The following is a 24,087-nucleotide window of genomic DNA, read 5'->3' on the forward strand; positions in this document are numbered from 1 at the left end:
CAAATCTTCCGGGGCTATTGCGTGAAAGCCGCAGTCAGCTCGACATGGGGGGACCAGCGGAACTGGTCGATCACCTCGATCCGGTCCAGGGCATAGCCGCCCTCCAGCATCACGCGGGCATCGCGGGCGAAGGTCACGGGATCGCAGCTGACCCAGGCCACGGTGGGCACCCGCGACTGCGCCAGCGCCGCCGCCTGCGCAGGCGCCCCGGCGCGCGGGGGGTCGATCACCACCGCGTCGAAGCGTGCCAGCTCGTCCGCCAGCAGGGGCCGTCGCGCCAAGTCCCGAACTTCGGTCGTCACCTTCCGCAAACTCGGCGCGGCCCGCCAGCCCGCGTCCAGCGCGGCCAGAGGCGCGGCCAGCCCCTCGACCGCGTGAACCTCGGCCGTCTCGGCCAAGGGCAGCGAAAAGGTCCCCGCGCCCGCGAAGAGATCGGCGACACGCCCCGCCCCTCCGACCGTGCGGCGGACAAAGGCCAGCAGCGCCGCCTCGCCCTCCGCCGTCGCCTGCAGGAAGCCGCCGGGCGGCGGCACGACCCGCGCGCGGCCGAAGGCCACGGCGGGCTGGCGCAGCGCGAGGGTCTCGCCATCCCAGTCGAGCCTTGCCCAGCCCGCACCGCCCGCCAGTTCCGCAAGCTGGGTCAACAGCGCCGGGGTCATCGGCTTGCCCCCGCGCACGGCGACATCCAGCCCGGCCGCTGTTTCGGTCACGACCAGCGACAGTTCGGCCGAGCGCGAGCCGCCAAGGATCACCAGCCGCCGCAAATCCGGCAGCGCCGCCAGGATCGCAGGCCGGACCACGAGGCACTCGGCCACATCCACGATCACCTCCGAGGCGCGCTGGTGGAACCCGACCAGCGCCCCGGCCTTGGTGCGCCGACCGGACAGCACCGCCCGGCGGCGCGAGCGCGGGGGCGAGACATGAACCGCCCCCACCTCGGCCGCAATCCCCTGCGCGGCCAGCGCCGCCTGCACCACCTGTGCCTTCCAGCCCGCCACGAAGCCATCGCTGGCGTGCATCAGCGAACAGCCGCCGCACAGCCTGTAATGCGGACAGGGCGCCTTCACCCGATCCGCCGAGGGCGTGAGGATGCGTGGCGGGGCAATGCGGCCACCCTCGGCCTCGCCCTCGATCTGCTCGCCCGGCAGCGTCAGGGGGGCCAGCGCACGCTCATCCCCGCGCACCGCAACCCCGTCGCCGCGCCGGCCCAGCCGCTCGATCGTCCAGGGGGTCATTCGGCGGCCTGCGCGTCCTCGGGCTCGGTCCCCAGGAAGCCGCCCGACTGGCGGTTCCAGTAGCGCGCGTAAAGCCCGGCCCGCGCCAGCAGTTCGGCATGGGTGCCCTGCTCGACGATCCGGCCGTCGTCCATGACCACGATCCGGTCCATCTCGGCGATGGTGGACAGGCGGTGGGCGATGGCCAGCACGGTCTTGCCCTGCATGATCCGGTGCAGCGATTCCTGCACCTGCGCCTCGACCTCGCTGTCGAGCGCGCTCGTCGCCTCGTCCAGCACCAGGATCGGCGCATCCTTGATGAAGGCGCGGGCCAGCGCGATCCGCTGCCGCTGGCCGCCCGACAGCTTGACGCCGCGTTCGCCCAGATGCGCGTCATAGCCCTTGCGCCCCGCCGAATCCTGCAGCCCCAGGATGAAGTCATGCGCCTCGGCGGCCTTTGCCGCGGCGACCATCTCCTCCTCCGTGGCATCGGGGCGGCCATACAGGATGTTGTCCCGGGCCGAGCGGTTGAACATCGCCGTTTCCTGCGTGACCATGCCGATGTTGCGGCGCAGGGATTCCTGCGTCACCCCGCGCACGTCCTGCCCGTCCACCCGGACCGCGCCCTTTTCCACGTCATGCAGGCGCAGCAGCAGCGAGACCAGCGTGGACTTGCCCGCGCCCGAGGCGCCGACGATCCCGATCCGCTCGCCGGGCGCGATCCGCAGCGACAGGTCGTCGATCCCGCCGTCGCCGCGACCGTAGGAGAAGCTGACGCCGTCGAAGACGACCTCGCCCCGCAGGCGGCCGAGTTCCACCGCATCGGGCGCATCGACCAGGCTGTGCGGCGGCGAGAGGGTCTGCATCCCGTCCTCCACCTCTCCGATCGAGCCCCAGATGCCCATCAGCGCCATGCTGACCCAGCCGGTCATCTGCGCCAGCCGCATGGCGATGGCGCCGGCGGCCGCCACGTCGCCGGGCGTGGCCGCCCCGCGCTGCCACATCGCCACCGCGCCGCCGACCAGCACCACCGGCAGGATGCCCGAGACGACCGTCAGCGACAGCCGGAACCAGGTGTTCAGGCGGCCGAAGTCGATGGCCCGGTCGCGGAAGGTCTCCATCGCGCCCAGGGCCGCCTGGTCCTCGTATTCGGCGCTGGCAAACAGCTTGACGGTCTTGATGTTGGTGATCGTGTCGACGACCTGGCCCGTGATCATGGCCCGCGCGCTGGCGCGCCCCTTGGACTGCGCCCGCACGCGGGGCAGGAAGAAGCGGATCAGCGCCAGATAGACGACCAGCCAGACGACCAGCGCCACGGCGGCCCATGCGTCGATCGTCACCAGAAACAGCGCCGAGCCCAGGACGGCCGAAAGCGCAAAGGTGCCGGTGTTGACCATCTCGCTGGCGACATCGGTGACGGCACGGGCGGTCTGCATCTGCTTCTGCGCGATGCGCCCGGCGAAGTCGTTGTCGAAGAAGGTGACGGCATGGCCCATCGTCCAGCGGTGCAGGCGCGACAGGACCAGCGGCAGGATGTTCGGCCCGATGATGACGTTGGACGAGGCTGCCGACAGCCCCATGATCGCGGGCCGCAGGACCAGGAAGAAGCCGACAAAGGCGGCGATCAGCCAGCCGTGATCGACCAGCGCCCGCCCGCCCGACTGCGCCACGGCATCGACGACCCAGCCCAGCAGCGTGGCCGAGGCGACCTCGGCCGCCCCCGACAGCGCCGAGGCGAAGGCCGCGACCCCGAGCCCGCCCCAGGCGCCCGACAGCGCCCAGCGGAAAAAGGCCAGAAGCGTGCGCGGCGGCGGCCCCTCGGCCGGACGGAAGGCATCGATCAGTCGCTCGAAAGTCCGGTGCAGCATCATGGCGCATCCCCCGCCAGCACGGCGATATCCACCAGCGCAGGTGCCGGCATCAGAAAGTCGCCCTCGATCCACGCCGCCTCGGCCGCCTTGAGGCCACGTCCCAGGGCAGGCCCCGACAGCCGGTGCGACAGGTCGGCGGCAGAAATCGGCAGCACCTGCTTCGCGGCGAAATCGATCTGCTCGCGCCAGTCGGACCTCAGCGCCTCGCCCCGCGACGCGCGCAGCAGGGCAAGTTGCCCCGCCCGGCCGGCCCCCAGCCGATAAGCCGCCTCGCCCAGCGGCAGGCCCGAGCGCAGTTCCTCCTGCACCCGCGCCTCGGCCCGGGACAGCCGCAGGGCGCCTGCCGTATCCTCCGCCCCGAGCGCCGCAAGCCGAAGCTCCCAGTCCTTCTTCTTCGTCGAAATATCCCGGGGTCCGGGGCAGCGCCCCGGTCCGGCGCCTCCCTCCGGCGCCACGGCGCAAAGCGCGGCCAGACCGTCCGCCCTGCCCCCCGGCAGGACCTGCGCCAGAACCCCCGTCGTTTCCATCAGCCGCACCGCCTCCACGGGATCGTCGGCCGACAGAAGCTTGCGCATCTCGGCCCCGATCCGCTCGCGCGAGATGCGGGACAGCCCTTGAGCATGGCGGGCACAGGCGGCGACGGCCTCGGCGTCGGCCGCCCCGGGACGGCCATAGCGGGCATGAAAGCGGAAAAAGCGCAGGATGCGCAGGTAATCCTCGGTGATGCGCCGGTCAGGGTCGCCCACGAAGCGCACCCGCCGGGCGGAAAGGTCGGGCAGGCCCCCCACCGGGTCCAGCACCTCGCCCGACGGCTCGGCGTAAAGCGCGTTCATGGTGAAATCGCGCCGCGCGGCGTCGTCCTCGATCCGGTCGGAAAAGGCCACGACGGCGCGGCGGCCGTCCGTTTCGACATCGCGGCGGAAGGTCGTGACCTCGAAGCCACGGCCGTCCGCGACCACGGTGACGGTGCCATGCTCGATCCCCGTGGGCACCGGCTTCAGCCCCGCCGCCCGGGCGAGGTCCACCACCTGCCCGGGCCGCGCATCGGTGGCGATGTCGATGTCCTCGACCGGCTCGCCCAGCAGGGCATTGCGGACCGCGCCGCCCACGACCAGCGCGCGGTGCGGGGCCAGCGCCCCCAGCACCCGGCGCAGGGACGGATCGCCCATAATCGCCCTTGGCAGCCTCATGCGGACAGCCTTTTCGCCAACGCCAGCAGCACCCGCGCCGTGGCGCCCCAGATGTAGTAGGGCCCCCAGGGCGCGACGTGATAGGACCGCCAGCCGCCGCGCCAGAGCCGCCGTTCAAGGCGATAGTTCGCCGGATCGGCGACATGGGCGAAGGGCACGGTGAAGGCTTCCTCCACCTCGCCCGCCTCGGGAACCGGGGTGAAGGGGCCGCGGATCATCGCCAGAACCGGGGTCATGGCGAATCCGGTGACGGTCCGATGCGCCGGCAGCACGCCCAGCACCTCGACCGCCGAGGGCTCCAGCCCCACCTCCTCGCGCGCTTCGCGCAGGGCGGCGGCGATCTCGTCGGCATCGCCCGGATCGACCTTGCCGCCCGGCAGGGCGATCTGGCCCGGATGGTGGCGCAGCCCGCTTGCCCGCTTGGTCAGCAGAAGCCGCCCATCCTCGTGAAAGGCCGCAAGAACGCCTGCCGGCCGCGCTTCAAGCCCCGCCGGGACGGAGCCGTTCTGGTCGAAGTCCGAGGTGGCCCCGGCGGGCACGTCCAGCGCCCGCCTGAGCCTTTCCCGCACCTCGGCCGCCTGCAGCATCAGCCGCGCCCCTCGGCGTCGGCCGGCAGGGCGTTGCCCTCGGCATCCACGGTCGCCTCGAAGCCCAGCGAGGCCGGGTCGAACTCGTAATGCGCGCCGCAGAACTGGCAATCGGCGGTGACGGTGCCCTCGTCCGTCGTCATGTGGCGGATGTCCTTGGCCGAATAGATCGACAGCGTGCCCCGCACCCGGTCGGCCGAGCAGGAACAGCCGAACTCGACCCGCTGGGGATCGAAGACGCGCGGGGTTTCCTCGTGGAACAGGCGCACCAGCAGGTCGGTCGGCGCGACCGAGGGGCCGATCAGCTCCATCGGCTCGACCGTGGACAGCAGGTGGTTGGCGCGGCTCCAGTCCTCGGACTGGGCGCCCTGCAGGATGTCGGCGGCCTCGATCAGCCCCTGCTCGCCCGAGCCGCCCTTGCCCGCATCCATCGGCTGCGCCGGCAGGGTCTGCAGCATGGCGCCGCCCGCGCGCCAGCGTTCGGCGGCATCCCCGGCCATGCGGCTTTGCCCGTAGGACAGGGTGAAGCTGGTCGGGATCTGCTCGGACTGGGCGAAATAGGTCCCCGCGCAGGCCGACAGCGAGCCGCTCGCCAGAGGGGTGATCCCCTGATAGGGCAGGTTCCCCGCGCCCTGGTCGATCAGGATGGCGAAATAACCCTCGCCGATCTGCTCGAAGGGCGGGCGGTCGTCCAGCCGGTCCGCGTCGAAGCTGGCCCAGGCGCGGATGCGCGCCGGGCCGTCCTCCGAAGCAGGCGCATAATAGTCCGCCGCGATGGTGCGGACGGCGCCGTTGCCGCGCACCTGGATCGACAGCTTCCAGCGCAGCTTGATGGTGGGCCCGATCAGCGCGGTCAGCAGCGCGACCTCGGCCACCAGCGCGGCCACGGGCGCCGGATAGTCGTGGCGCGACAGGATATGCTCCAGCACGCCGTCCAGCCGGGCCACGCGTCCGCGCACCCCCGAACGGTCAAGCTGGAAGGGCAGAACGGTATCGTCCCAGGCGATCTGGTTGATGTTGGTCATGGGGGCCTTTCGGAAATCTGCGCGCCAAGGGTCGCGGCGCGGCGTCGCCTGCCAATATAGGCGGCCCCGCGCGTCAACCCAAGGTCAGGCCCAGCCGGCCATGTTTTCCGCAATGACGGCCGTCAGGACGGCGATATGGGCGTCGTCGTCGTTCAGGCAGGGGACATAGGTGAACTGCTGCCCGCCCGCGTGCTCGAAGGCCTCGCGGATCTCGCCGTTGATCTCCTCCAGCGTCTCGATGCAGTCGGCGCTGAAGGCGGGCGAGATCACCGCGATGTCGGTGATGCCGCGCTTCGCCAGTTCCGCCACATGCTCGACCGTATAGGGCCGCAGCCATTCCTCGGTCCCGAAAACCGACTGGAAGGTGGTGTCGATGGAACCCTCGGGCCAGCCCAGCCGCTCGCGCAGAAGGCGCGAGGTCTTCTGGCACTGGCAATGGTAGGGGTCGCCTTCCATCAGGTAGCGCCTGGGCATCCCGTGGTAGGAGGCCACCAGCTTCTGCGGGCGGCGGCCCTGAAGGGTACGCTCGACCGACTGCGCGAGCGCCTCGATATAGTCGGGGCGGTCGAAATAGGGCGGGCAGACGCGGGCCGAGGGCTGCCATTTCTGCACCATCAGCGCGCGGAAGAACTGGTCGTTCGCCGTGGCCCAGGTCGCGCCCGCGTATTGCGGATACATCGGCAGGAAGACGATGCGGTCGCAGCCCGCCTTGACCATCCGGTCCACGGCCGACTGCGTGGACGGGTTGCCGTAGCGCATGCAGAAATCGACGATCACCCTGTCGCCCCAGCGTTCCGCGCAGGTCCCGCGCAGCTTGGCGACCTTGGCCTTGGTGATCGTCATCAGCGGGCTTTCGTTCGCCTCGTTGTTCCAGATGGAACGGTAGTTCTTGCCCGAGGTGAAGGGCCGCTTGCTGAGGATGATCCCCTGCAGCAGCGGCTGCCACTTCCACGCCGGGTAGTCGATCACCCGCTTGTCCGACAGGAACTCGCTGAGATAGCGGCGCATGGACCAGTAGTCGTGCCCGTCGGGCGTGCCGAGGTTGGCGACAAGGATGCCGATCTTCGGCTGCGGCAGCGCGGGGTGGTCCTTGGGGGCGTGGCGCGGCTGGCTCAGGTCCTGCGGGCGGGCGTGCTGGTTCATTGGGTCCTCTGGCTCAGCGCCGCGGCGAGGCTCGTCTTGGCCGAGCCGGGGCGCAGGGGTTTCTGCTGGTTGTCGGCGGGCGCCCATCCGGTCAGGAACATCAGTTCCAGTTCAAGCCGGATCCGCGCAGGGTCCTGGGGATCGGGCGCGGTCTCGGCAAGGATCGCGGCTGCGCGCAGCAGCACGTCGCGGCGGGTCGGATGGCGCAGGCGGCGGTCGAGCGCATTGCCCTCGGCCATCGCGCGCAGGTCGCGGGCAAGGTGGAAGAAGTCGCGGTAGCTGACGTTCTGGGAAATCTGGTCGGCCACAGGCAGCGCCAGTCCCGCGCGCGCAAGCAGCGCGCCGAGGTCGCGGATTTCCCCCAGCGGCACGATGCGGGGCGACAGGCCGCCGGTGACCTCGACCTCGGCCCGGGCCAGCGCGGCGCGAAGGGGGGCAAGCGTCTCGCCCCCAGGCAGCACGGCCATGAACAGCCCGTCGGGCACGAGGGCGCGGGCCGACTGGATGACCTGGCCCACCGGGTCGTCGGCCCAGTGCAGCGCCAGCGCGTGGATCACGAGGTCATGCGCACCCGGCTCAAGGTCCAGCACGGCCCCGTCGGGCACGACCCGCGCACCCGGCATCGCGGCGGACCAGAACCCGGGATGGCCGGTCACGACGGCAGGAGCCGTAAACCTTCTGTTAATCCCGGCCAGCCTATCCTGGATCTCGTCCAGCACCAGCGCGTGCAGCCAGTCCTCGCGTCCCATCCGGGCGGCGCGGGCGCGGTTGCGTTCAAGCGCGGGACGGTCGGTCAGGCGCGGCGGGGCGCTGGAAGGGGCGGGAACGGACATGGGACGTGAACTTAGGGCGTTCGGGGCGGTGATGAAAGCCGCGCGCACGATTCTGTTTCCGCCGCAATGCCTCGATTGCGGGACGGGCGTGGCCGAGGACGGGGCGCTCTGCCCCGCCTGCTGGGGCGAGGCCGAATTCATCGGCGCCTGCCTCTGCGACACCTGCGGCATCCCCCTGCCCGGCGACGGCGGAACCGAAGCGGGCCTGACCTGCGACGACTGCCTTGCCCGCCCGCGCCCCTGGACGCAGGGCCGCGCGGCGCTTGTCTATGCGGGCAGCGGGCGACGGCTGGTGCTGGCGCTGAAGCACGGCGACCGCCCCGACCTCGCCCCCGCGCTGGGGCGCTGGCTCGCGGCGGCGGCCGTGCCGCTGGTTGCGCCGGACATGGTGGTGGTGCCGGTGCCGCTGCACCCCCGGCGGATGCTCAGGCGCAAATACAACCAGGCGGCGCTGCTGGGGGCGGCGGTCGCGCGCGCCCACGGGCTGCTGCTGGAAGCGGCGGCCCTGCGGCGGGTGCGGCACACGCCCATGCAGGACCACGGCTCGGTCGGCGACCGCTTCGCCAATGTCGAGGGCGCGATCCGCCTGGCCGTCCGCGCGCGGCCACGCCTGCAGGGGCGGCCGGTGCTGCTGGTCGATGACGTCATGGCCTCGGGCGCGACGCTGGCGGCGGCGGCAGATGCGCTGGCCGGGGCGGGCGCGGGCGAGGTGTCGGTTGCGGTGCTGGCGCGGGCGGTCAAGGCAGGCAGGCCGGCCGCCCCGGGGGTCGAGCCGCCGGAATGAGGTCCCCTGCCCGGTTCATCCACGGGGCCCTGCCCGCCATGAGGTCATCCCGTGGCCCTTGCAAAGCCACTGCCCGGGCCGCCCGCCGGCAAGGCCGCGGCGTGATTTCAGGTCAGGAACGCAGGCGATCGAGATAAGTTATCCTTCAACCTCTTTCCATTCGGCACAGGGATTTGCATCTTTTCTGCATGCTGCGGATCAACGACTCCATCTCGCTTGCGGACTGGGAACTGTCCGAGCAATTCACGCGCGCCCAGGGACCGGGGGGACAGAACGTCAACAAGGTCTCGACCGCCGTCGAGTTGCGCTTCGAGGCCGAGCGCTCGCCCCACCTGCCCGCGCCCGTCAAGGCGCGGCTGCGGCGGCTTGCGGGCCGGCGCTGGACCAGCGACGGGGCCATCGTGATCCAGGTCCAGGACACCCGCAGCCAGGCCCGCAACCGCGAGATCGCGCGCGAGCGGCTGGCCGAACTGGTCCGCTCGGCCCTGACCGCCCCCCGCCCCCGCATCGCGACCCGCCCCACGCTGGGCAGCCAGCGCCGCAGGCTTGCCGCCAAGGCGCAGCGCGGCACGGTCAAGGCCCTGCGCGGCTCGGTCGGCCTGTCGGAGGACGGATGACGCGCCTGCGCCGGGGACTGGCCCGGCTGCTGGGCGCCCGCCCGCCCCTGCTGCAGGTGGGGGCCGTCTGCCTTGATCCCGCGACGGGCAGGGTCCTTCTGATCACCAGCCGGGGCACGGGCCGCTGGATCATCCCCAAGGGCTGGCCCATGCCCGGCCGTTCGCTGGCCGAGGCCGCCCTGCAGGAAGCATGGGAGGAAGCGGGCGTCCGCGCCAAGTCGGGCGAGGAGATGGGCAGCTACCATTACGACAAGGACCAGGACCGCGGCTTTGCCGTGCCGGTCGAGGTGCGGGTCTTCCTGGTCGCGGTCGAAGCGCTGGCCGACGATTTCCCCGAGCGGGGCGAACGCAGGCGGCGCTGGTTCGCCCCCTCGGAAGCCGCCGGGCTCGTGGCCGAGCCCGAACTGGCCGCCCTGCTGAGGACGCTCGCGTCGCCCCCGTCCCCGGCAGCGTCCCCGCCCGCGCTCCCTCCGGCGCGCGCCTGACCGACGGATGAACACGTTCCGCATCCTCGACAAGGACCTCGACCGCATGGCCAATGCCGAAAGCGCGGGCGTCCATTCGCTGCGCACAGGGCCGCGGCTGGGTCTGGCGCTGGTCTTCGCCGCGGCCATGGCGCTTGTCGGCGCCATGCTGCCGGGCGCCGCCGCGCCGGGCCTGGTGATCGCGGGCGTGCTGGTGGCGGCCTTGCTGGCGCTGACCATCGGCGCCAATGACGTGGCGAACGCCCTCGGCCCCGCCGTCGGGGCGGGCGCGGTGTCGATGGGCGCGGGGCTCGCCCTGGTGGCCCTGGCCGAGATCGCGGGCGCGATGCTGGCGGGCGGGCGCGTCAGCGAAACGCTGTCCACCGGCATCCTGCCCGCCGCACTGATGCTGCGTGGCCCCGAGCCCGCCGCCGTCATGCTGGCCGCCATGGGAGCCGCCGCCATCTGGATCGCCTTGGCGACCTGGGCGGGTGCGCCCGTCAGCACGACCCATGCCATCGTCGGCGGCATCGCCGGGGCGGGACTGGCCGTCTATGGGCCGGCGGCACTGAACTGGCGCGGGCTGGCCGGGATCGCCACCGGATGGGTGGCCTCACCCGTCCTGGCGGGGCTGACGGGGGCGGCGCTGTTGGCAGTGCTGCGGCGCGCGATCCTTCGCGCACCCGACCGCAACAGGGCGGCCTCGCGCTGGCTGCCCTGGCTGGTCGGGTTCATGGCCGCCGTGCTTGCGGCCAATGCCCTGTCCCTGGGCGGCGCCCGGCCCGCCATCGTCCTTGGCGCCACCCTGGCCATCAGCGCCGCCGCGACCGCGGCCGCGCATCTCCGCATGGCAGGTCAACTGGCCGCGGGCCACAACAGCCGCCAGATGCTCGACCGGCTGCTCGGGCCGCCGCTGGTCCTGGCGGCGGTGCTGATCGGCTTCAGCCACGGATCGAACGACGTGGCCAACGTGGTGGCCCCCCTGGCCGTGCTGGTGCGGTCGGCGGCGATGCTGCCCGAGGTCCAGCCGACGGCGGTCTGGATGCTGGGACTGGGCGGCGGAGGCATCGCAATCGGCGCGCTGCTGTTCGGGCGCAGGCTCGTCCACATGGTCGGAAGCCGGATCACCCGGCTGAACACGCCCCGCGCGCTTTGCGTGGCGCTGGCCACCTCGCTGACGGTGCTGGGCGCGACGCGGCTGGGGCTGCCCGTCTCGACCACCCATGTCGCGGTGGGGGGCGTCTTCGGCGTCGGCTTTTACCGGGAATGGGAAGAACGGCGGAACCGCCAGGCCCGCCCGCACAAGCCCCTGCCACCGGAAGAGCTGCACCGCCGCCGCCTGGTCCGCCGCGCGGCGCTGGTGCGCACCCTGGCGGCCTGGGTCGTGACCATGCCCGCGGCGGGCGTGCTGGCGGCGGCGCTGGCCTGGGCGCTGGGCTGAGCGCCTTCAGAAGGCGCGGAAGGTCATCGTCGTCAGCGTTCGGTTGATGCCGGGGATGTCGAACAGCCGTTCCGACAGGTAATGGCCCACGTCCTGGTCCTCGGGGACATAGACCTTGGCCAGCAGGTCGTATTCGCCCGAGGTCGAGTAAAGCTCGCTCACGACCTCGCGGTCATAGATGGCGTCGGCGACCTCGTAGGTCTTGCCGGGGGTGCAGCGGAACTGGACGAAGACGGGACGCATGGAAACCTCGCAGGCAGGGCGCGGGCCAGTCTAGCGGGCTTGCGGCGCGCGGGCCAGAGCGGCGCCCTGCGCGCCCGCCCACCGCCAGAAGCGCGACATCAGCAGCCCGGCCGCCGCCATCAGCCCGATCAGCAGCCCCAGCCACAGGCCGGGCGGCCCGAGCCCCAGCGGAAAGGCCAGCAGCCAGCCCGCGGGCAGGCCGATCAGCCAGTAGCTGACCACCGCCAGCACCATGGGCACGCGCGTGTCCTGCACCCCCCGCAGCAGCCCCAGTGCGATGGCCTGCATCGCGTCCGCCAGCTGGAACAGCCCCGCATACAGCATCAGCGAGGCCGCCAGCGCCACGATCTGCGGCGCGCGCGGGTCGGCGGGGTTGAGGTAAAGCCCGGTCAGCGTCTCGGGGATAGTCAGGAAGGCCGCCATCGGGATCAGCGCAAAGCCCACCGACAGCAGGATCGCCGCAACGGCGGCCAGCCGCAGGCCCTGCGCGTCGCCCGTCCCGTGCGCCGTCCCCACGCGGATCGTCGCGGCGTTGGAAATGCCCAGGTGGACCATGAAGGTCAGCCCCGCGATCTGAAGGGCAATGCCATGGGCGGCCAGCGGCTCGGCCCCGAACCAGCCCATCAGGACGTTGGCGCCGGTGAACATCCCCGTTTCCGCGACCAGCGTCAGTCCGATCGGCAGGCCCAGCGCGAAGACCGACCGGAAGGCCGCCCAGTCGGGCCGCCAGAACCGCTGGAACAGGCGGTAGGGCCGCCCCTCGGGCGCCCAGGCGGCGCAGGCGGCCAGGGCCGCAAGCTGCAGCCAGTTCACCGTGAGGCTGGCAATCCCCGAGCCGCGGACGCCCAGTTCGGGCAGGCCCCAATGACCGAAGATCAGCAGCCAGTTGAACAGCGCGTTGACCGGCAGGCCGATGAGGTTGACCGCCAGGACCAGGTTCGGCCGGCCCAGCGCGGCCAGGTAGCTGTTCAGCACCATGCCCGCCAGCACGGCGGGCATCGCCGGGATCATCACCCGCAGCCATTCCTGCCCCAGGACCGCCACCCGGGGCTCCTGCCCCAGGGCCGACAGGATCGGCCCCGACCACCACAGAAGGGGCACGATCAGCAGGGAATGAAGAACCGACAGCCACAGCGCCATGCGGGTGGCCCGCCGCAGCTCGGCCGCGTCGCCGCGGGCGCGGGCATTGGCGATCACCCCCATGACGCCCAGCGCATAGCCGGACCCGAGCATGGTCAGGATGAAGAAATACGAGGTCGCCAGCACCAGCGCGGCCAGTTCATCGACGCCATAGCGGCCGATCAGGATCGTGTCCGTCACCCCGATCAGCATCCGGCTGACATGGGTGCCGACCAGCGGCAGGCCGAGAAGGAACGTGGCGGTCAGATGCGGGCGCAGGCTCATGCCCTGCCGTTACCCCCAATCGGGCGGCGCGGGAAGGCCGCCTCCGGCCCCGCCTGCAAGGCGTCGCGGTGCCGGGCTGGTCTTCCCGGCTCCGGTCAGTCCAGACGCGCGGGCAGGTCCATCCCCCGCAACGCCTCGGCGGCGGGCATCGGGCGCTTGCCCTCGCGCTGCACTTCGGTGATCTCGACCGCGCCGTTGCCGCAGGCGACGACCAGCCCGCCCAGCACCTCGCCCGGCACGCCCTGCTCCTCGGACAGGCGCGAGCGCAGAAGCTTCAGCCGCTCGCTCCCCGCCACGCACCAGGCGCCGGGAAATGGCGACAGCCCCCGGATCAGACGGTCCACCTCGGCGGCGGGGCGCGTCCAGTCCACCCGCGCCTCGGCCTTGTCGATCTTGGCGGCATAGGTCACGCCCTCGGCCGCCTGCGGCACGGCGGGCAGCGGCAGGCGGTCCAGCACATCCACGATCAGCGCGGCACCCATTCCCGACAGCCGGTCGTGCAGGTCGGCGGTGGTGTCCTCCGCCCCGATGGGGGTGCGCGCCTCGGCCAGCACCGGCCCGGTGTCCAGCCCCGCCTCCATCTGCATGATGGCGACGCCGGTCTCGGCGTCCCCCGCCATCACCGCGCGGTGGATCGGCGCGGCCCCCCGCCAGCGCGGCAGCAGCGAGGCGTGGATGTTGAGGCACCCCAGCCTCGGCGCATCCAGCACCGGCTGCGGCAGGATCAGCCCATAGGCCACCACCACCGCCACATCGGCGCCGAGGGCCGCGAACTCCGCCTGCTCCTCGGCCCCCTTCAGCCGCACGGGGGTCCGCACCGGAATGCCCAGCGCCTCTGCCGCGGCCTGCACCGGCGAGGGCCGGGGCTTCTGCCCCCGTCCCGCAGCCCTCGGCGGCTGCGAATAAACGCAGACGACCTCGTGGCGCGCCGCGATGGCCTGCAAGGCAGGAACGGAAAACTCGGGCGTTCCCATGAACACGACGCGCATCACCCGCTCCCTTCCTTCTTCTTCGTCCAAATATCCCGGGGTCCGGGGCAGCGCCCCGGTCCGACGGCCGTCACCTGCGCGACAGCTTCGCCGCCTTGGCCACCAGCATCCGCCGCTTCAGGGGCGACAGGCGGTCCACGTAGAGCCGACCGTCCAGGTGGTCGATCTGGTGCTGAACGCTGGTCGCCCACAGGCCCACGAAGTCCCGCTCCTCGACCTCGCCCGCCGCGTTGAGAAACCGCACTGTCACCGCCCGCGGCCGCTCGATCACCGCAGAGACGCCCGGCAGGTTCGGCGAGGCCTCCTCGTGCGACCGCAGCTTCACCGAGGCGTGCAGCACCTCGGGGTTCGCCATCCGCACCGCCTGCCCCCGCGCGTCCGAGGCATCCACGACCGCCAGCCGCAGCATCACCCCGATCTGCGGCGCGGCAAGGCCGACGCCCGGCATGGCCTCCATCGTGTCGACCATGTCGTCCCAGATCGCCCGGATCTCGTCCGTGACCGCCTCGACCGGCGCTGCGGGCATGTGCAGCCGCCGGTCGGCATAGGGGATGAAGGGCCGGACCGCCATTCAGGCCCGCGCCATCTCGCGCTTCATCTTGGTCATCCGGCGCGCGATCATCTGCCGCTTCATCGGCCCGATGTGGTCGATGAAAAGCTTGCCGTTCAGGTGGTCCAGCTCGTGCTGCGCGCAGGTGGCCCAGAGCCCGTCGAAGTCCCGCTCATGCGTCTTGCCGTCGAGGCCCGTCCAGCGCATCCGCACCTCGGCGGGCCGCGTGACATCGGCATATTGCTCGGGGAAGGACAGGCAGCCCTCCTCATAGGTGTTCAGCGCCTCCGAGGTGCCCACGATCTCGGGGTCCACCATGACCAGCGGCGCGCGGGGCGCCTGCGCGTCCTTGGTGCAGTCCATGACGAACAGGCGTTGCAGCACGCCGACCTGCGGCGCGGCCAGTCCCACGCCCGGCGCGGCATACATGGTGGCCAGCATCTCGTCGGCCAGGGCTTCGATCTCGGGCGTGATCCGGCCCACGGGGGCGCAGAGCTTCTTCAGCCGGGGATCGGGAAACAGAAGGATGGGGCGCGTCATGGCCTTCGCACATAGGACAAGGCTTCCCGCCGCGCAACAAGCCGCTATGGTCGGGGCGCGCGTGACAGGAGATCCCCGATGAACCGACCCAACCGCTTCGCCGCCCCCGATTTCGATGCTGTCATCGAGCGCCGGGGCACGATGTGCAACAAGTGGGACGACATGGCCGGGGTCTTCGGGCTGGACGCCCCCGACGCCCTGCCGATGTGGGTCGCCGACATGGACTTCGCCGCGCCTCCGGCCGTCCGCCGCGCGCTCGAGGCCACCGTGGCGCATGGGATCTACGGCTATCCGGGCGTGAACCAGCCCTATCTGGACGCGATCCGCTGGTGGATGCAGACCCGCCACGGCTGGCAGGTGGAACGGGACCACATCCTGTCCGTCCACGGCCTCGTCAACGGCGCGGCGCTGGCGGTGGACGCCTTCACCCAAGCGGGCGACGCGGTGGCGCTGATGACGCCCGTCTACCACGCCTTCGCCCGCGTCATCAAAGCCTCGGGCCGCACGGTGACGGAACTGCCGCTGGCGGTCCGCGAGGGCCAGTACGCGCTGGACTGGGAGGGCTGGGAGAGCCGCCTGACGGGGCGCGAGAGGATGCTGATCCTCTGCTCGCCCCACAACCCGGGCGGCCGCGTCTGGACGGCCGGGGAACTGCGCCAGGTGGCCGAGTTCTGCCGCGCCCGCGACCTGATCCTGGTGTCGGACGAGATCCACCACGATCTCGTCCTGCCGGGCGGCCCCCGCCACACGGTCACGGCGCTGGCCGCGCCCGAGATCGCGAACCGGCTGGTGACGCTGACGGCCGCGACCAAGACCTTCAACATCGCGGGCGCCCACCTCGGCAACGCGATCATCGCCGACCCTGCATTGCGGGACCGCTACAAGGCGCGGATGATGGCGCTGGGCATCTCGCCCGGCCTTTTCGGCCTGCCGATGGTGACCGCCGCCTATTCGCCCGAAGGCGCGGCCTGGGTGGATGCGCTGGTGGACTACATCGCCGGCAACGCCCGCATCTTCGACGAGGCCGTGAACGCCATCCCCGGCGTCCGGTCCATGCCCCTGCAGGCGACCTATCTCGCCTGGGTGGACTTCACCGGCACCGGGATGGAGCCCGCCGAAATCCACCGCCGCGTCGAGGGGGGCGCCCGGATCGCGGCCAACCACGGCGAAAGCTTCGGCCTCGGCGGGGCGGGACACATGCGCTTCAATCTCGCGACGCCCCGCGCGCGGGTGGCCGAGGCCGCCGGGCGCCTGCGCGAGGCCTTTGCCGACCTGCAATGAGGCTGCGCCGCATGGCCGCGCTGGGGGCGGTGGTTCTGGGCGGGTGGCTTGCCTGGACCGGCACCATCCCCCTGCCGGTGCCGCTGCCGCCCACCCTGCCGCTGCCGGTGCCGCCGCCCTCCACGAACATCCCGATCCCGCGCCCGCCGCGCCTGCCCGAGATCCGCATCCCCCGGCCGGCGCCCGCGATCACCAGCCCGGTTCAGCGCATCCTGGTCGAGAAATCCGCCCGCCGCATGACCGTCTTCCAGCGCGACGGCAACCCGCGCGTCATGCCCATCGCACTCGGCTTCGCGCCGGAAGGCGACAAGGTGCAGCAGGGCGACGGCAGGACGCCCGAGGGCATCTTCACCGTGGACCGCCTGAACGACCGCAGCAGCTTCACCCTGTCGCTGGGGCTGGACTATCCCCGCCCCGAGGACCGCGCCCGGGCCCGCGCAGAAGGAGTCGATCCGGGCGGCGACATCATGATCCACGGCCAGCCCAACCAGGTCGATGAGGGCTTCAAGGTCAGGGGCGACTGGACCGCCGGCTGCATCGCCGTCACCAACCCCGAAATCCGCGAGCTCTTTGCCCACACGCCCATCGGCACCGAGGTCGAGATCCGGCCCTGAGCCTTCTTCCTGAGCCAAATACCCCGGGGGAGTCACCGCAGGTGACCGGGGGCGGAGCCCCCTCTTCTCACGTCCCCCGCGGCTTGGCCCGCAACGTCGGGTCCGCCGTCGTCGGGTCCTCGGGCCAAGGGTGGCGCGGATAACGCCCGCGCATGTCCTTGCGGACATCGGCATAGCCCCCCGTCCAGAACCCCGGCAGGTCGGTCGTGACCGCGACGGGCTTGCCGCCCGGCGACAGCATCTGGATGCGCAGGGGGCGGCGGCCCGCCATGGGGTGGCGGGTGACGCCGAACAGTTCCTGCAAGCGCGCCTCGATGGTGGGCGTCTCGGCGTCGTAGTCGATGGGGATGCGGCGGCCCAGCGGCGAGACAAAGGCCGCAGGCGCGGCCTCGTCCAGCCGCCTCTGGCCGTCCCAGCCGATCAGCGCCTTCAACGGCTCGGTCAGGTCCAGCGCCCGCAGGTCCGAGGCCGTGCGCGCCTTTTCCAGCCACGGCAGCAGCCAGCCGGGATCGGCCAGCAGCGCCGCGTCGCTGACGTCCGGCATCCCGGGCACCAGGGCGATCCGCGCCCGCAAGCGCCGCGCCGCAGGACTCCAGGGCAGGCCCTGGTCGCGCAGCCCTTCCCAGGCCGCAAGCGCCACCGCTTCGGGGTCCGGGTCCTCCAGCGCCCGGTCGGACAGGACCAGCGCGCCGAAGCGCTCCTGCCGGCGCGCCAGCACCCGGCCCTCGCGGCGGGACCATTCGACCGGTTCGGCCGCCTCGATGCGGTCGCCGCAAAGCGCCCTCAGGTCCGCCTCGTCCAGCGCGGCGCCGATCCGCACCCGCGCCTCGCGCGCGTCGCCGTCGAGGTCGGTCGCCACGATCAGCCTTTGCGACCCGAGCGGATCACCCTCGGCCAAGACCGCACCCTTGCCGCCCGACAGGACATAGCGCGGCGCATCCCCCTTGCGGCGCAGGCCGACGCGGTCAGGGTAGGCCAGCGCCGCCATCCCGCCCGGGCTCATCGCGGGCGCATCCGGCGCAAGGCGGCGCAGGCGGCGTCCTTCCGCGCGGATGCGCTCGATGGTGCCACGGTCGGCGGGCCAAGGGTGGCGCTCGGCATAGGCGCGGGGGTCGCGGATCGCCTCAAGTCGCAGCGAAAGGTCGGCGGGGGCGCCGCGGATCGGGTCGCGCTCGGCCATCAGCGCGGCAAGCTCCGCCGCCCCGCGGCCGGCCCTCAGCAGCATGTGGCCCAGCCGCGGATGCAGCGGCAGCGCGGCGAGCGCACGGCCATGCGGGGTGATCCGGCCGTCCTTCAGCGCGCCCAGGTCCTCCAGCAGCGCCCGCGCCTCGGCCAGCGCGGGGGCAGGCGGCGGGGTCAGGAAGGCCAGCCCCTCCCCGGACCCCCAAGCGGCCAGTTCCAGCGCCAGGCCGGCCAGGTCGGCGGTGGCGATCTCGGGCGAGGCGAAGGCGGGCAGGCTCCCCTCCTCGGCCCGCGCCCACATCCGGTAGCAGATGCCCGGCGCGACGCGGCCCGCGCGGCCGCGGCGCTGCTCGGCCTCGGCGCGGCTCACGCGTTCCGTCACCAGCCGCGTCATGCCGGAACCGGGATCGAAGCGCGCCCGCCTTGCGCGGCCCGCATCCACCACCACCCGCACGCCGGGAATCGTCAGCGAGGTTTCCGCGATGGCTGTCGCCAGCACGATCCGCCGCCGTTCGCCCGGGGGCGCCAGCGCGGCGCGCTGCGCCGAAAGCTCCATGGCGCCGAACAGCGGCATGACCTCGGCAGGACCGTCCAGCATCGCGGCCACGCGGCGGATCTCGCCCTCGCCCGGCAGGAAGGCCAGGATCGTGCCGCCGGTGCCGCGCGTCTCCGCCTCGGCCTGCAGGATCAGCCGGGCGGCCTCGGGGACCAGCCTCGCCCCCGCGGGCAGGGGGCGTTCGAGCCAGCGCGTTTCCACCGGAAAGGCCCGGCCGAGCGAGCGCACCACGGGCGCGTCGTCCAGCAGCGCCGCCACGGGTTCGGCATCCAGCGTCGCGGACATGACCAGCACCGCCAAGTCGGGCCGCAGCGCCCCCCGGCTTTCCCAGACCAGCGCCAACCCGAGGTCGGCGTTCAGGCTGCGCTCGTGGAACTCGTCGAAGATCACGCAGCCGACGCCCGGCAGGTCGGGGTCGGACTGGATCATGCGGGTCAGGATGCCCTCGGTCACGACCTCGATCCGCGCGCCCGGCACGGCCTCGCCCCGGATGCGATAGCCGACCATGGCGCCCAGGGGCTCGCCCAGAGTCGCGGCCATCCGCTCGGCCGCCGCGCGGGCCGCCAGCCGGCGCGGTTCCAGCATCACGATGCGGCCAGGCACCATGTCCAGCAGCGCCAAGGGCACCCGCGTCGTCTTGCCCGCGCCGGGGGGAGCGACCAGCACCGCACGGCCGTGACCGGCCAGCGCCGCCCGCAGGTCGGGGATCGCGTCGTCGATGGGAAGGGCGTCCGTCATGGGCGTGTCGTGGCGCAAAACATCCGGGGGTGCAAACGCGCGCGACGGGAACCCCGCGCGGTTGCCGCTGGTTGACGCTGGCGCGGACGGGCGAAGGCCCCGATGCCCGACCCGACCCTTCGCCCGAAAGCCATCATGCCTCCATCCCCAAAGTCCGGCCGCGCCGACGGCCGCCTTGGAAATGCCGAATGCGCCGCCGCCCTGGCGGAACAGATCCCCACGGGCGACATCATCTTCGCCGCCGAATCGGAAACCGACGCCATCGCCGTCGCGCGCGCGCTGGCTGTCGCCGCACCGGGGACGCAGGTGGTCCTGCTGCCCGAAAGCGATGCGCTGCCGGGGGACAACCTTCCCGCCTCGCCCGCCAACACCGGCCTGCGGAACGCGGGGCTGTCGCGCCTGCGCGGGCGCGAGAACGGGCCTGTCGCCCTGATCACCACGGCCGACGCGCTGGCGCTGTCCTGGCCGGCGCCGTCCGAGGTCCCGGCCGAACTGCTGTCGGTGACGGTGGGCACCGCCATCGACCTGCCCGCCCTGCGCGATTCCATCGTGGCGCTGGGCTATGCCGAGGACGACCGCGTGGACGAGCCGGGCGAGGTCGCCCTGCGCGGACAGGTGCTGGACGTCTTTCCCGCGCAATCCGAAGACCCCGTGCGGATCGAGGTGGCGGACGGCCGGATCGCCTGGATCAGCACCTATGACGTGATCGACCAGCGCACGCTGGATGAAATCGAGGCCTGCGCGGTCGCCCCCGTGACCGAGCCCGCCCTGGGCGAGACCCGCTGCGCCCTGCCCGACCATCTGCCCGGCGCGCGGCTGGTCCTTTCGCCCGCCGCGGACAAGCGCCGCCGCAACGTCCTGAAGCTGGCCGCCGAGATCGGCAGCGCCGCCGCCCTTCGCCGCGTGCTGCCCGACGAGGCCTGGGCGGCCACCATCGAGGGCCGCGAGACCGTGGAACTGGCGCGCGCGGGCGATCCGCCCCCGCGCTTCGTCGAAAGCCGCGCGCCCGAACGCGCCTTCACCCGCGCCGCCCGCGCCGCCTTCGAGGCGGGCGAGCGGCTGGTCCTTCTGGGCAGCGAACGCGACCTGCGCTTCCTGTCCCGCCGCGCGGCCAGGCTGCTGGAGCGCACGATCCGCGCCGCCGCGTCATGGGAGGATGTCGCCGGGGCCGAGCCCGGCAGCCTCCTGTCCCTGCCCATGCCCGCCGAGCGCGGCTTCCGGCGCGACGGCGTCCTGGCCGTCGCCGCCGCCGACCTGCTGGGCAGCCGTGCCCTGCGCGAGGACGCGGTGGCCTCGGGCCAGACGCTGCTGGACCAGGTGGGCATCCGAATCGGCGACGTGGTGGTCCACGAGGACCACGGCATCGGCGTGGTGGCGGGCATCGAGCCCCTGCCCGACCTGGGCGAGGGCGACCCGGGCGAGGCGATCCGCCTGACCTATGCGGCAGACGGCGTGCGGCTGGTCCCTGTCCTTCAGGCGCACCGCATCTGGCGCTACGGGGCCGAGCCCGAGGCGGTGACGCTCGACCGCCTGGACGGGTCGAGCTGGCGCAAGCGCAGGGACGAGGTCGAGGCGGCGGTGGCGGAAACCGCGCAGGCCCTGTCGGAACTGGCCGAGGCCCGCAAGGGGCAGGCGGCCCCGGTGCTGGAAGGCGATCCCGCCGATTACGAACGCTTCGCGGCGGGCTTCGCCTTCACCGAAACCCCCGATCAGGCCCGCGCCATCGAGGCGGTGCGCGACGATCTCGCCTCGGGGAAACCGATGGACCGGCTGGTGATCGGCGACGTGGGCTATGGCAAGACCGAGGTCGCGCTGCGCGCCGCCGCCATCGCCGTGCTGGAAGGCCGGCAGGTGGCCGTCGCCGCCCCCACGACCGTGCTGGCCCGCCAACACGTCGAAACCTTCCAGCGCCGCTTCGCCCCCCTTGGCAAGACGGTCGGCGCGCTGCACCGCCTGTCCTCCGCCGCCGAGAAGAAGGCGGTGAAGGAGGGACTGGCCGACGGCTCGATCGACATCGTGATCGGCACGGGCGCGGTCGCGGGTAAGGGTGTCGCCTACAAGGACCTCGGCCTCGTCATCATCGACGAGGAGCAGCGCTTCGGCACCGCCGACAAGGCGAAGCTGCGCGAGATGTCGGCGGGTCACGTCCTGACGCTGACCGCGACGCCCATCCCGCGCACGCTGCAATCGGCGCTGGTGGGCCTGCAGCAGTTGTCCGTCATCGCCACGCCCCCCGCGCGCCGCCAGCCCATCCGCACCTCGGTCGCGCCCTTCGACGCAGGCACCCTGCGCGCCGCCCTGCTGCGCGAGCGCGCCCGGCGCGGCCAGAGCTTCGTCGTCGTCCCCCGGATCGAGGACATGGAGCCGATGGCCGCCGAGCTGCGCGAGCTTCTGCCCGGCTTCGAGATCCTGCAGGCCCATGGCAAGCTGCCCGCGGCCGAAATCGACGAGGCCATGATCCGCTTCGCCCGGGGCGAGGGCGACGTGCTGCTGGCCACCAACATCATCGAGGCGGGGCTGGACGTGCCGCAGGCCAACACCATGGTCGTCTGCAAGGCCGACCGCTTCGGCCTGTCGCAGCTGCACCAGCTTCGGGGTCGCGTGGGCCGGGGCAACCAGCGGGCGCACATGCTGATCTTCACCGAAAGCGGCAAGACCATCCCCGACCTGACGCTCAGGCGCCTGCAGACGCTGGAAACGCTGAACCGCCTGGGCGCGGGTTTCGAGATCAGCGCCCGCGACCTCGACCTGCGCGGGGCGGGCGACCTGCTGGGCGAGGAGCAGGCCGGCCACATGAAGCTGATCGGGATCGAGCTTTACCAGCGGCTGCTGGCCGACGCCCTGTCGGCGCGGGGCGGCGCAGGCGAGCGCTGGATTCCGGACCTCCAGCTTGGCCTGCAAGGCAAGCTGCCCGAAAGCTGGATCGCCGATCCGGACACGCGGCTGGAAATCTATATGCGTCTGGCTCGCATGGATTCCTCGGAAGCCGTGGACCTGCTGGAAGCAGAGCTCGAGGACCGCTTCGGCGAGATCCCGGCCGAAGCGCGGGTGCTGCTGGAAACCGTCCGCCTGCGCGAGGCCGCCCATGCGGCGGGCATCGCCCGCGTGGTCGCGGGCCCGGCGGGCATCGTGCTTTACCCGCGCGAGGGCGTCACCCCCGACGCCGAGGCGCTGGGCTGCGAGCGCAAGGAGGACTGCCTCGTCCTGCGCGAGGCGATCGAGGACCCGCGCGAAAGGCTCGACCGCACCGCCGGACTGCTGGCGGCGGTGGCCGAGCGCGCCGAGGAGATGGAGCCCGCGCAGGCCGCCTGACGCAAGGGCGCGGCGTCACGCCTGCGCCATGTGCTGAACCCGACGGCCCTGCTGGCCGTTGGGGCCGGGACCGCCTATGTGACAGGCCGTCCATTCATGCCGTTGATTTCACGGGGGACCGCATGGCCTTGTCCGATACCACTGGCAGTCTGATGCGCGGGCTGGGGCTGGCCGATCCGGTCATCCGGCTGGGCGTCACGGGTCTCAGCCGGGCGGGCAAGACGGTGTTCATCACCTCGCTGGTGGCGAACCTCCTGGACCGGGGCCGGATGCCGGGCCTGCGGGCCGCCGCCGACGGCACCATCCGCGCGGCCTGGCTGCAGCCCCAGCCCGACGACACCGTGCCCCGCTTCGAGTTCGAGCGCCACCTGGCCGCCCTGACCGGCCCCGACCCCCACTGGCCCGAGGGCACCCGCCACGTCAGCGAACTGCGCCTGTCGCTGCGGGTCCAGCCGCGCGGGCTTCTGTCGGGGCTCAGGGGCATCCAGAACATCCACCTCGACATCGTGGACTATCCCGGCGAGTGGCTGCTGGACCTGCGCCTGATGGACCGCAGCTTCGCGCAATGGTCCGCCGAGACGCTCGACCGGATGGCGGGCCGCCCCGGCGCCGAGGGCTATCTTTCGGGCCTCGGCGGCATCGACGCGCAGGCGCGGTTCGCCGAGCCGCTGGCCCAGCGGCTGGCCGCCGCCTACACGGCGCATCTGGCCGCCGCCCGCGACGCAGGCTTTTCCGACACCACGCCGGGCCGGTTCCTGCTGCCGGGGGAAATGGAGGGCTCGCCCGCCCTGACCTTCGCGCCGCTGCCCGAGACCATGGCCGCCTCGCCGCTTTACAAGGAGTTCCGGCGCCGCTTCGACGCCTACAAGTCGCGCGTGGTCCGGCCCTTCTTCCGCGACCATTTCGCCCGCATCGACCGGCAGGTTGTGCTGGTGGACGTGCTGGGCGCGATCCACGCGGGTCCCCGCGCGGTCGAGGACATGCGCCGCGCCATGGCCGACATCCTGTCGGCCTTCCGCCCCGGCCGGGTGGGATGGCTGGCGCAACTGCTGGGCACGCGGCGGGTGGAACGCATCCTTTTCGCCGCGACCAAGGCCGACCACCTGCACCACCTGCAGCACGCGCGGCTGACGAACATCCTGACCGCCATGCTGCGCGAGGCCCGCGACCGCGCCGACTTCCAGGGCGCGCGGACCGAAGGACTGGCGCTGGCCGCCCTGCGCACCACGACCGAGGAGATCATCCGCCAAGACGGGCTGGAGCTTCCGGCGGTGCGCGGCACGCTGATGGACGGGCGGCAGGCGGCCTTCTACCCCGGCGAGCTGCCCGACAACCCCGCAGACCTGCTGCGCCCGGCCGCCGAGGGCGCATCGCGCTGGCTGGACGCGGACTATGCCGTGATGAACTTCGCCCCTGCGCCGAACACCCTTCGTCCCGGCGACGGCCCGCCCCATATCCGCCTGGACCGCGCCGCCGAGTTCCTGATCGGGGACCGGCTGTGAGCACGAA

General features: G+C 72.5%; 21 protein-coding genes. 8 read left to right on the forward strand and 13 right to left on the reverse strand.

The window, feature by feature from the left end:
* Window positions 1-14: 14 nt before the first annotated feature.
* The 7 genes from CK240_RS06990 to CK240_RS07020 form a co-directional block, all read right to left on the reverse strand.
* A complete protein-coding gene (locus CK240_RS06990) occupies window positions 15-1,235 on the reverse strand; it encodes a class I SAM-dependent RNA methyltransferase (RefSeq protein WP_095639622.1) in 1,221 nt (406 codons plus the stop codon).
* Window positions 1,232-3,085, reverse strand: coding sequence for an ABC transporter ATP-binding protein (locus CK240_RS06995; RefSeq protein ID WP_420818614.1), 1,854 nt, complete (start codon window positions 3,083-3,085; stop codon window positions 1,232-1,234). The genes CK240_RS06990 and CK240_RS06995 overlap by 4 nt, the downstream gene beginning before the upstream one ends.
* Window positions 3,082-4,275 carry a CCA tRNA nucleotidyltransferase gene (locus tag CK240_RS07000; RefSeq protein ID WP_095639623.1) on the reverse strand — a complete coding sequence of 398 codons (1,194 nt, stop codon included), beginning with the start codon at window positions 4,273-4,275 and terminating at the stop codon, window positions 3,082-3,084. The genes CK240_RS06995 and CK240_RS07000 overlap by 4 nt, the downstream gene beginning before the upstream one ends.
* Window positions 4,272-4,862 (reverse strand): NUDIX hydrolase, encoded by a 591-nt coding sequence (locus CK240_RS07005; RefSeq protein WP_095639624.1) that lies wholly within the window; start codon window positions 4,860-4,862, stop codon window positions 4,272-4,274. Before CK240_RS07005 ends, CK240_RS07000 begins: the two co-directional genes overlap by 4 nt.
* The gene (gene hslO / locus CK240_RS07010) at window positions 4,862-5,887 is read right to left on the reverse strand and encodes an Hsp33 family molecular chaperone HslO (protein ID WP_095639625.1); all 1,026 of its coding nucleotides are present in this window, start codon (window positions 5,885-5,887) and stop codon (window positions 4,862-4,864) included. The genes CK240_RS07005 and hslO overlap by 1 nt, the downstream gene beginning before the upstream one ends.
* Window positions 5,888-5,971: 84 nt before the next feature.
* The gene (gene hemH, locus CK240_RS07015; protein ID WP_095639626.1) at window positions 5,972-7,030 is read right to left on the reverse strand and encodes a ferrochelatase; all 1,059 of its coding nucleotides are present in this window, start codon (window positions 7,028-7,030) and stop codon (window positions 5,972-5,974) included.
* A complete protein-coding gene (locus tag CK240_RS07020) occupies window positions 7,027-7,863 on the reverse strand; it encodes an SAM-dependent methyltransferase (protein WP_095639627.1) in 837 nt (278 codons plus the stop codon). The genes hemH and CK240_RS07020 overlap by 4 nt, the downstream gene beginning before the upstream one ends.
* Here CK240_RS07020 and CK240_RS07025 point away from each other — a divergent pair.
* The 4 genes from CK240_RS07025 (at window position 7,862) to CK240_RS07040 (ending at window position 11,169) form a co-directional block, all read left to right on the forward strand.
* Window positions 7,862-8,647 (forward strand): ComF family protein, encoded by a 786-nt coding sequence (locus CK240_RS07025; protein WP_240517326.1) that lies wholly within the window; start codon window positions 7,862-7,864, stop codon window positions 8,645-8,647. The two genes, CK240_RS07020 and CK240_RS07025, sit on opposite strands and share 2 nt — an antisense overlap.
* A 188-nt stretch (window positions 8,648-8,835) precedes the next feature.
* On the forward strand, window positions 8,836-9,264 hold the full coding sequence (gene arfB / locus CK240_RS07030) for an alternative ribosome rescue aminoacyl-tRNA hydrolase ArfB (RefSeq protein WP_095639751.1): 429 nt from the start codon (window positions 8,836-8,838) through the stop codon (window positions 9,262-9,264).
* The gene (locus tag CK240_RS07035) at window positions 9,261-9,749 is read left to right on the forward strand and encodes an NUDIX hydrolase (protein WP_095639629.1); all 489 of its coding nucleotides are present in this window, start codon (window positions 9,261-9,263) and stop codon (window positions 9,747-9,749) included. Before arfB ends, CK240_RS07035 begins: the two co-directional genes overlap by 4 nt.
* A 7-nt stretch (window positions 9,750-9,756) precedes the next feature.
* Window positions 9,757-11,169: an inorganic phosphate transporter gene (locus CK240_RS07040; protein ID WP_095639630.1), complete on the forward strand. Its 1,413-nt coding sequence runs from the start codon at window positions 9,757-9,759 to the stop codon at window positions 11,167-11,169.
* 6 nt (window positions 11,170-11,175) lie between these two features.
* Here CK240_RS07040 and CK240_RS07045 read toward each other — a convergent pair whose 3' ends face one another.
* From CK240_RS07045 to def (CK240_RS07065), 5 genes are all read right to left on the reverse strand, one after another.
* The gene (locus CK240_RS07045; RefSeq protein WP_090751669.1) at window positions 11,176-11,412 is read right to left on the reverse strand and encodes an Lrp/AsnC ligand binding domain-containing protein; all 237 of its coding nucleotides are present in this window, start codon (window positions 11,410-11,412) and stop codon (window positions 11,176-11,178) included.
* A 30-nt stretch (window positions 11,413-11,442) separates the two neighbouring features.
* Complete coding sequence (locus CK240_RS07050; protein WP_095639631.1) at window positions 11,443-12,816, reverse strand: MATE family efflux transporter; 1,374 nt, start codon at window positions 12,814-12,816, stop codon at window positions 11,443-11,445.
* Between the two features lie 95 nt (window positions 12,817-12,911).
* Entirely contained in the window at window positions 12,912-13,805 is an 894-nt protein-coding gene (gene fmt / locus CK240_RS07055; RefSeq protein ID WP_095639632.1) for a methionyl-tRNA formyltransferase, read from the reverse strand.
* Window positions 13,806-13,875: 70 nt separating this feature from the next.
* The gene (def, locus tag CK240_RS07060; RefSeq protein WP_095639633.1) at window positions 13,876-14,376 is read right to left on the reverse strand and encodes a peptide deformylase; all 501 of its coding nucleotides are present in this window, start codon (window positions 14,374-14,376) and stop codon (window positions 13,876-13,878) included.
* Window positions 14,377-14,895: a peptide deformylase gene (def, locus tag CK240_RS07065; RefSeq protein ID WP_095639634.1), complete on the reverse strand. Its 519-nt coding sequence runs from the start codon at window positions 14,893-14,895 to the stop codon at window positions 14,377-14,379.
* Between the two features lie 78 nt (window positions 14,896-14,973).
* On the opposite strand from def (CK240_RS07065), the gene CK240_RS07070 reads away from it, so the two are divergent.
* Window positions 14,974-16,176, forward strand: a complete 1,203-nt coding sequence (locus CK240_RS07070; protein WP_095639635.1) for a MalY/PatB family protein — start codon at window positions 14,974-14,976, stop codon at window positions 16,174-16,176.
* Entirely contained in the window at window positions 16,173-16,790 is a 618-nt protein-coding gene (locus CK240_RS07075; protein WP_240517327.1) for a L,D-transpeptidase family protein, read from the forward strand. The genes CK240_RS07070 and CK240_RS07075 overlap by 4 nt, the downstream gene beginning before the upstream one ends.
* 67 nt (window positions 16,791-16,857) lie before the next feature.
* Here CK240_RS07075 and hrpB read toward each other — a convergent pair whose 3' ends face one another.
* Complete coding sequence (hrpB, locus tag CK240_RS07080) at window positions 16,858-19,266, reverse strand: ATP-dependent helicase HrpB (protein ID WP_095639637.1); 2,409 nt, start codon at window positions 19,264-19,266, stop codon at window positions 16,858-16,860.
* Window positions 19,267-19,401: 135 nt separating this feature from the next.
* Between hrpB and CK240_RS07085 the strand changes: the two genes are divergently transcribed.
* Both CK240_RS07085 and CK240_RS07090 read left to right on the forward strand, forming a co-directional pair.
* Window positions 19,402-22,578 carry a helicase-related protein gene (locus CK240_RS07085; RefSeq protein ID WP_095639752.1) on the forward strand — a complete coding sequence of 1,059 codons (3,177 nt, stop codon included), beginning with the start codon at window positions 19,402-19,404 and terminating at the stop codon, window positions 22,576-22,578.
* 122 nt (window positions 22,579-22,700) lie between these two features.
* Window positions 22,701-24,080, forward strand: coding sequence for a YcjX family GTP-binding protein (locus CK240_RS07090; protein WP_095639638.1), 1,380 nt, complete (start codon window positions 22,701-22,703; stop codon window positions 24,078-24,080).
* Window positions 24,081-24,087 lie beyond the last annotated feature (7 nt).

This window comes from Paracoccus salipaludis (assembly GCF_002287065.1).
Lineage (GTDB): Bacteria > Pseudomonadota > Alphaproteobacteria > Rhodobacterales > Rhodobacteraceae > Paracoccus > Paracoccus salipaludis.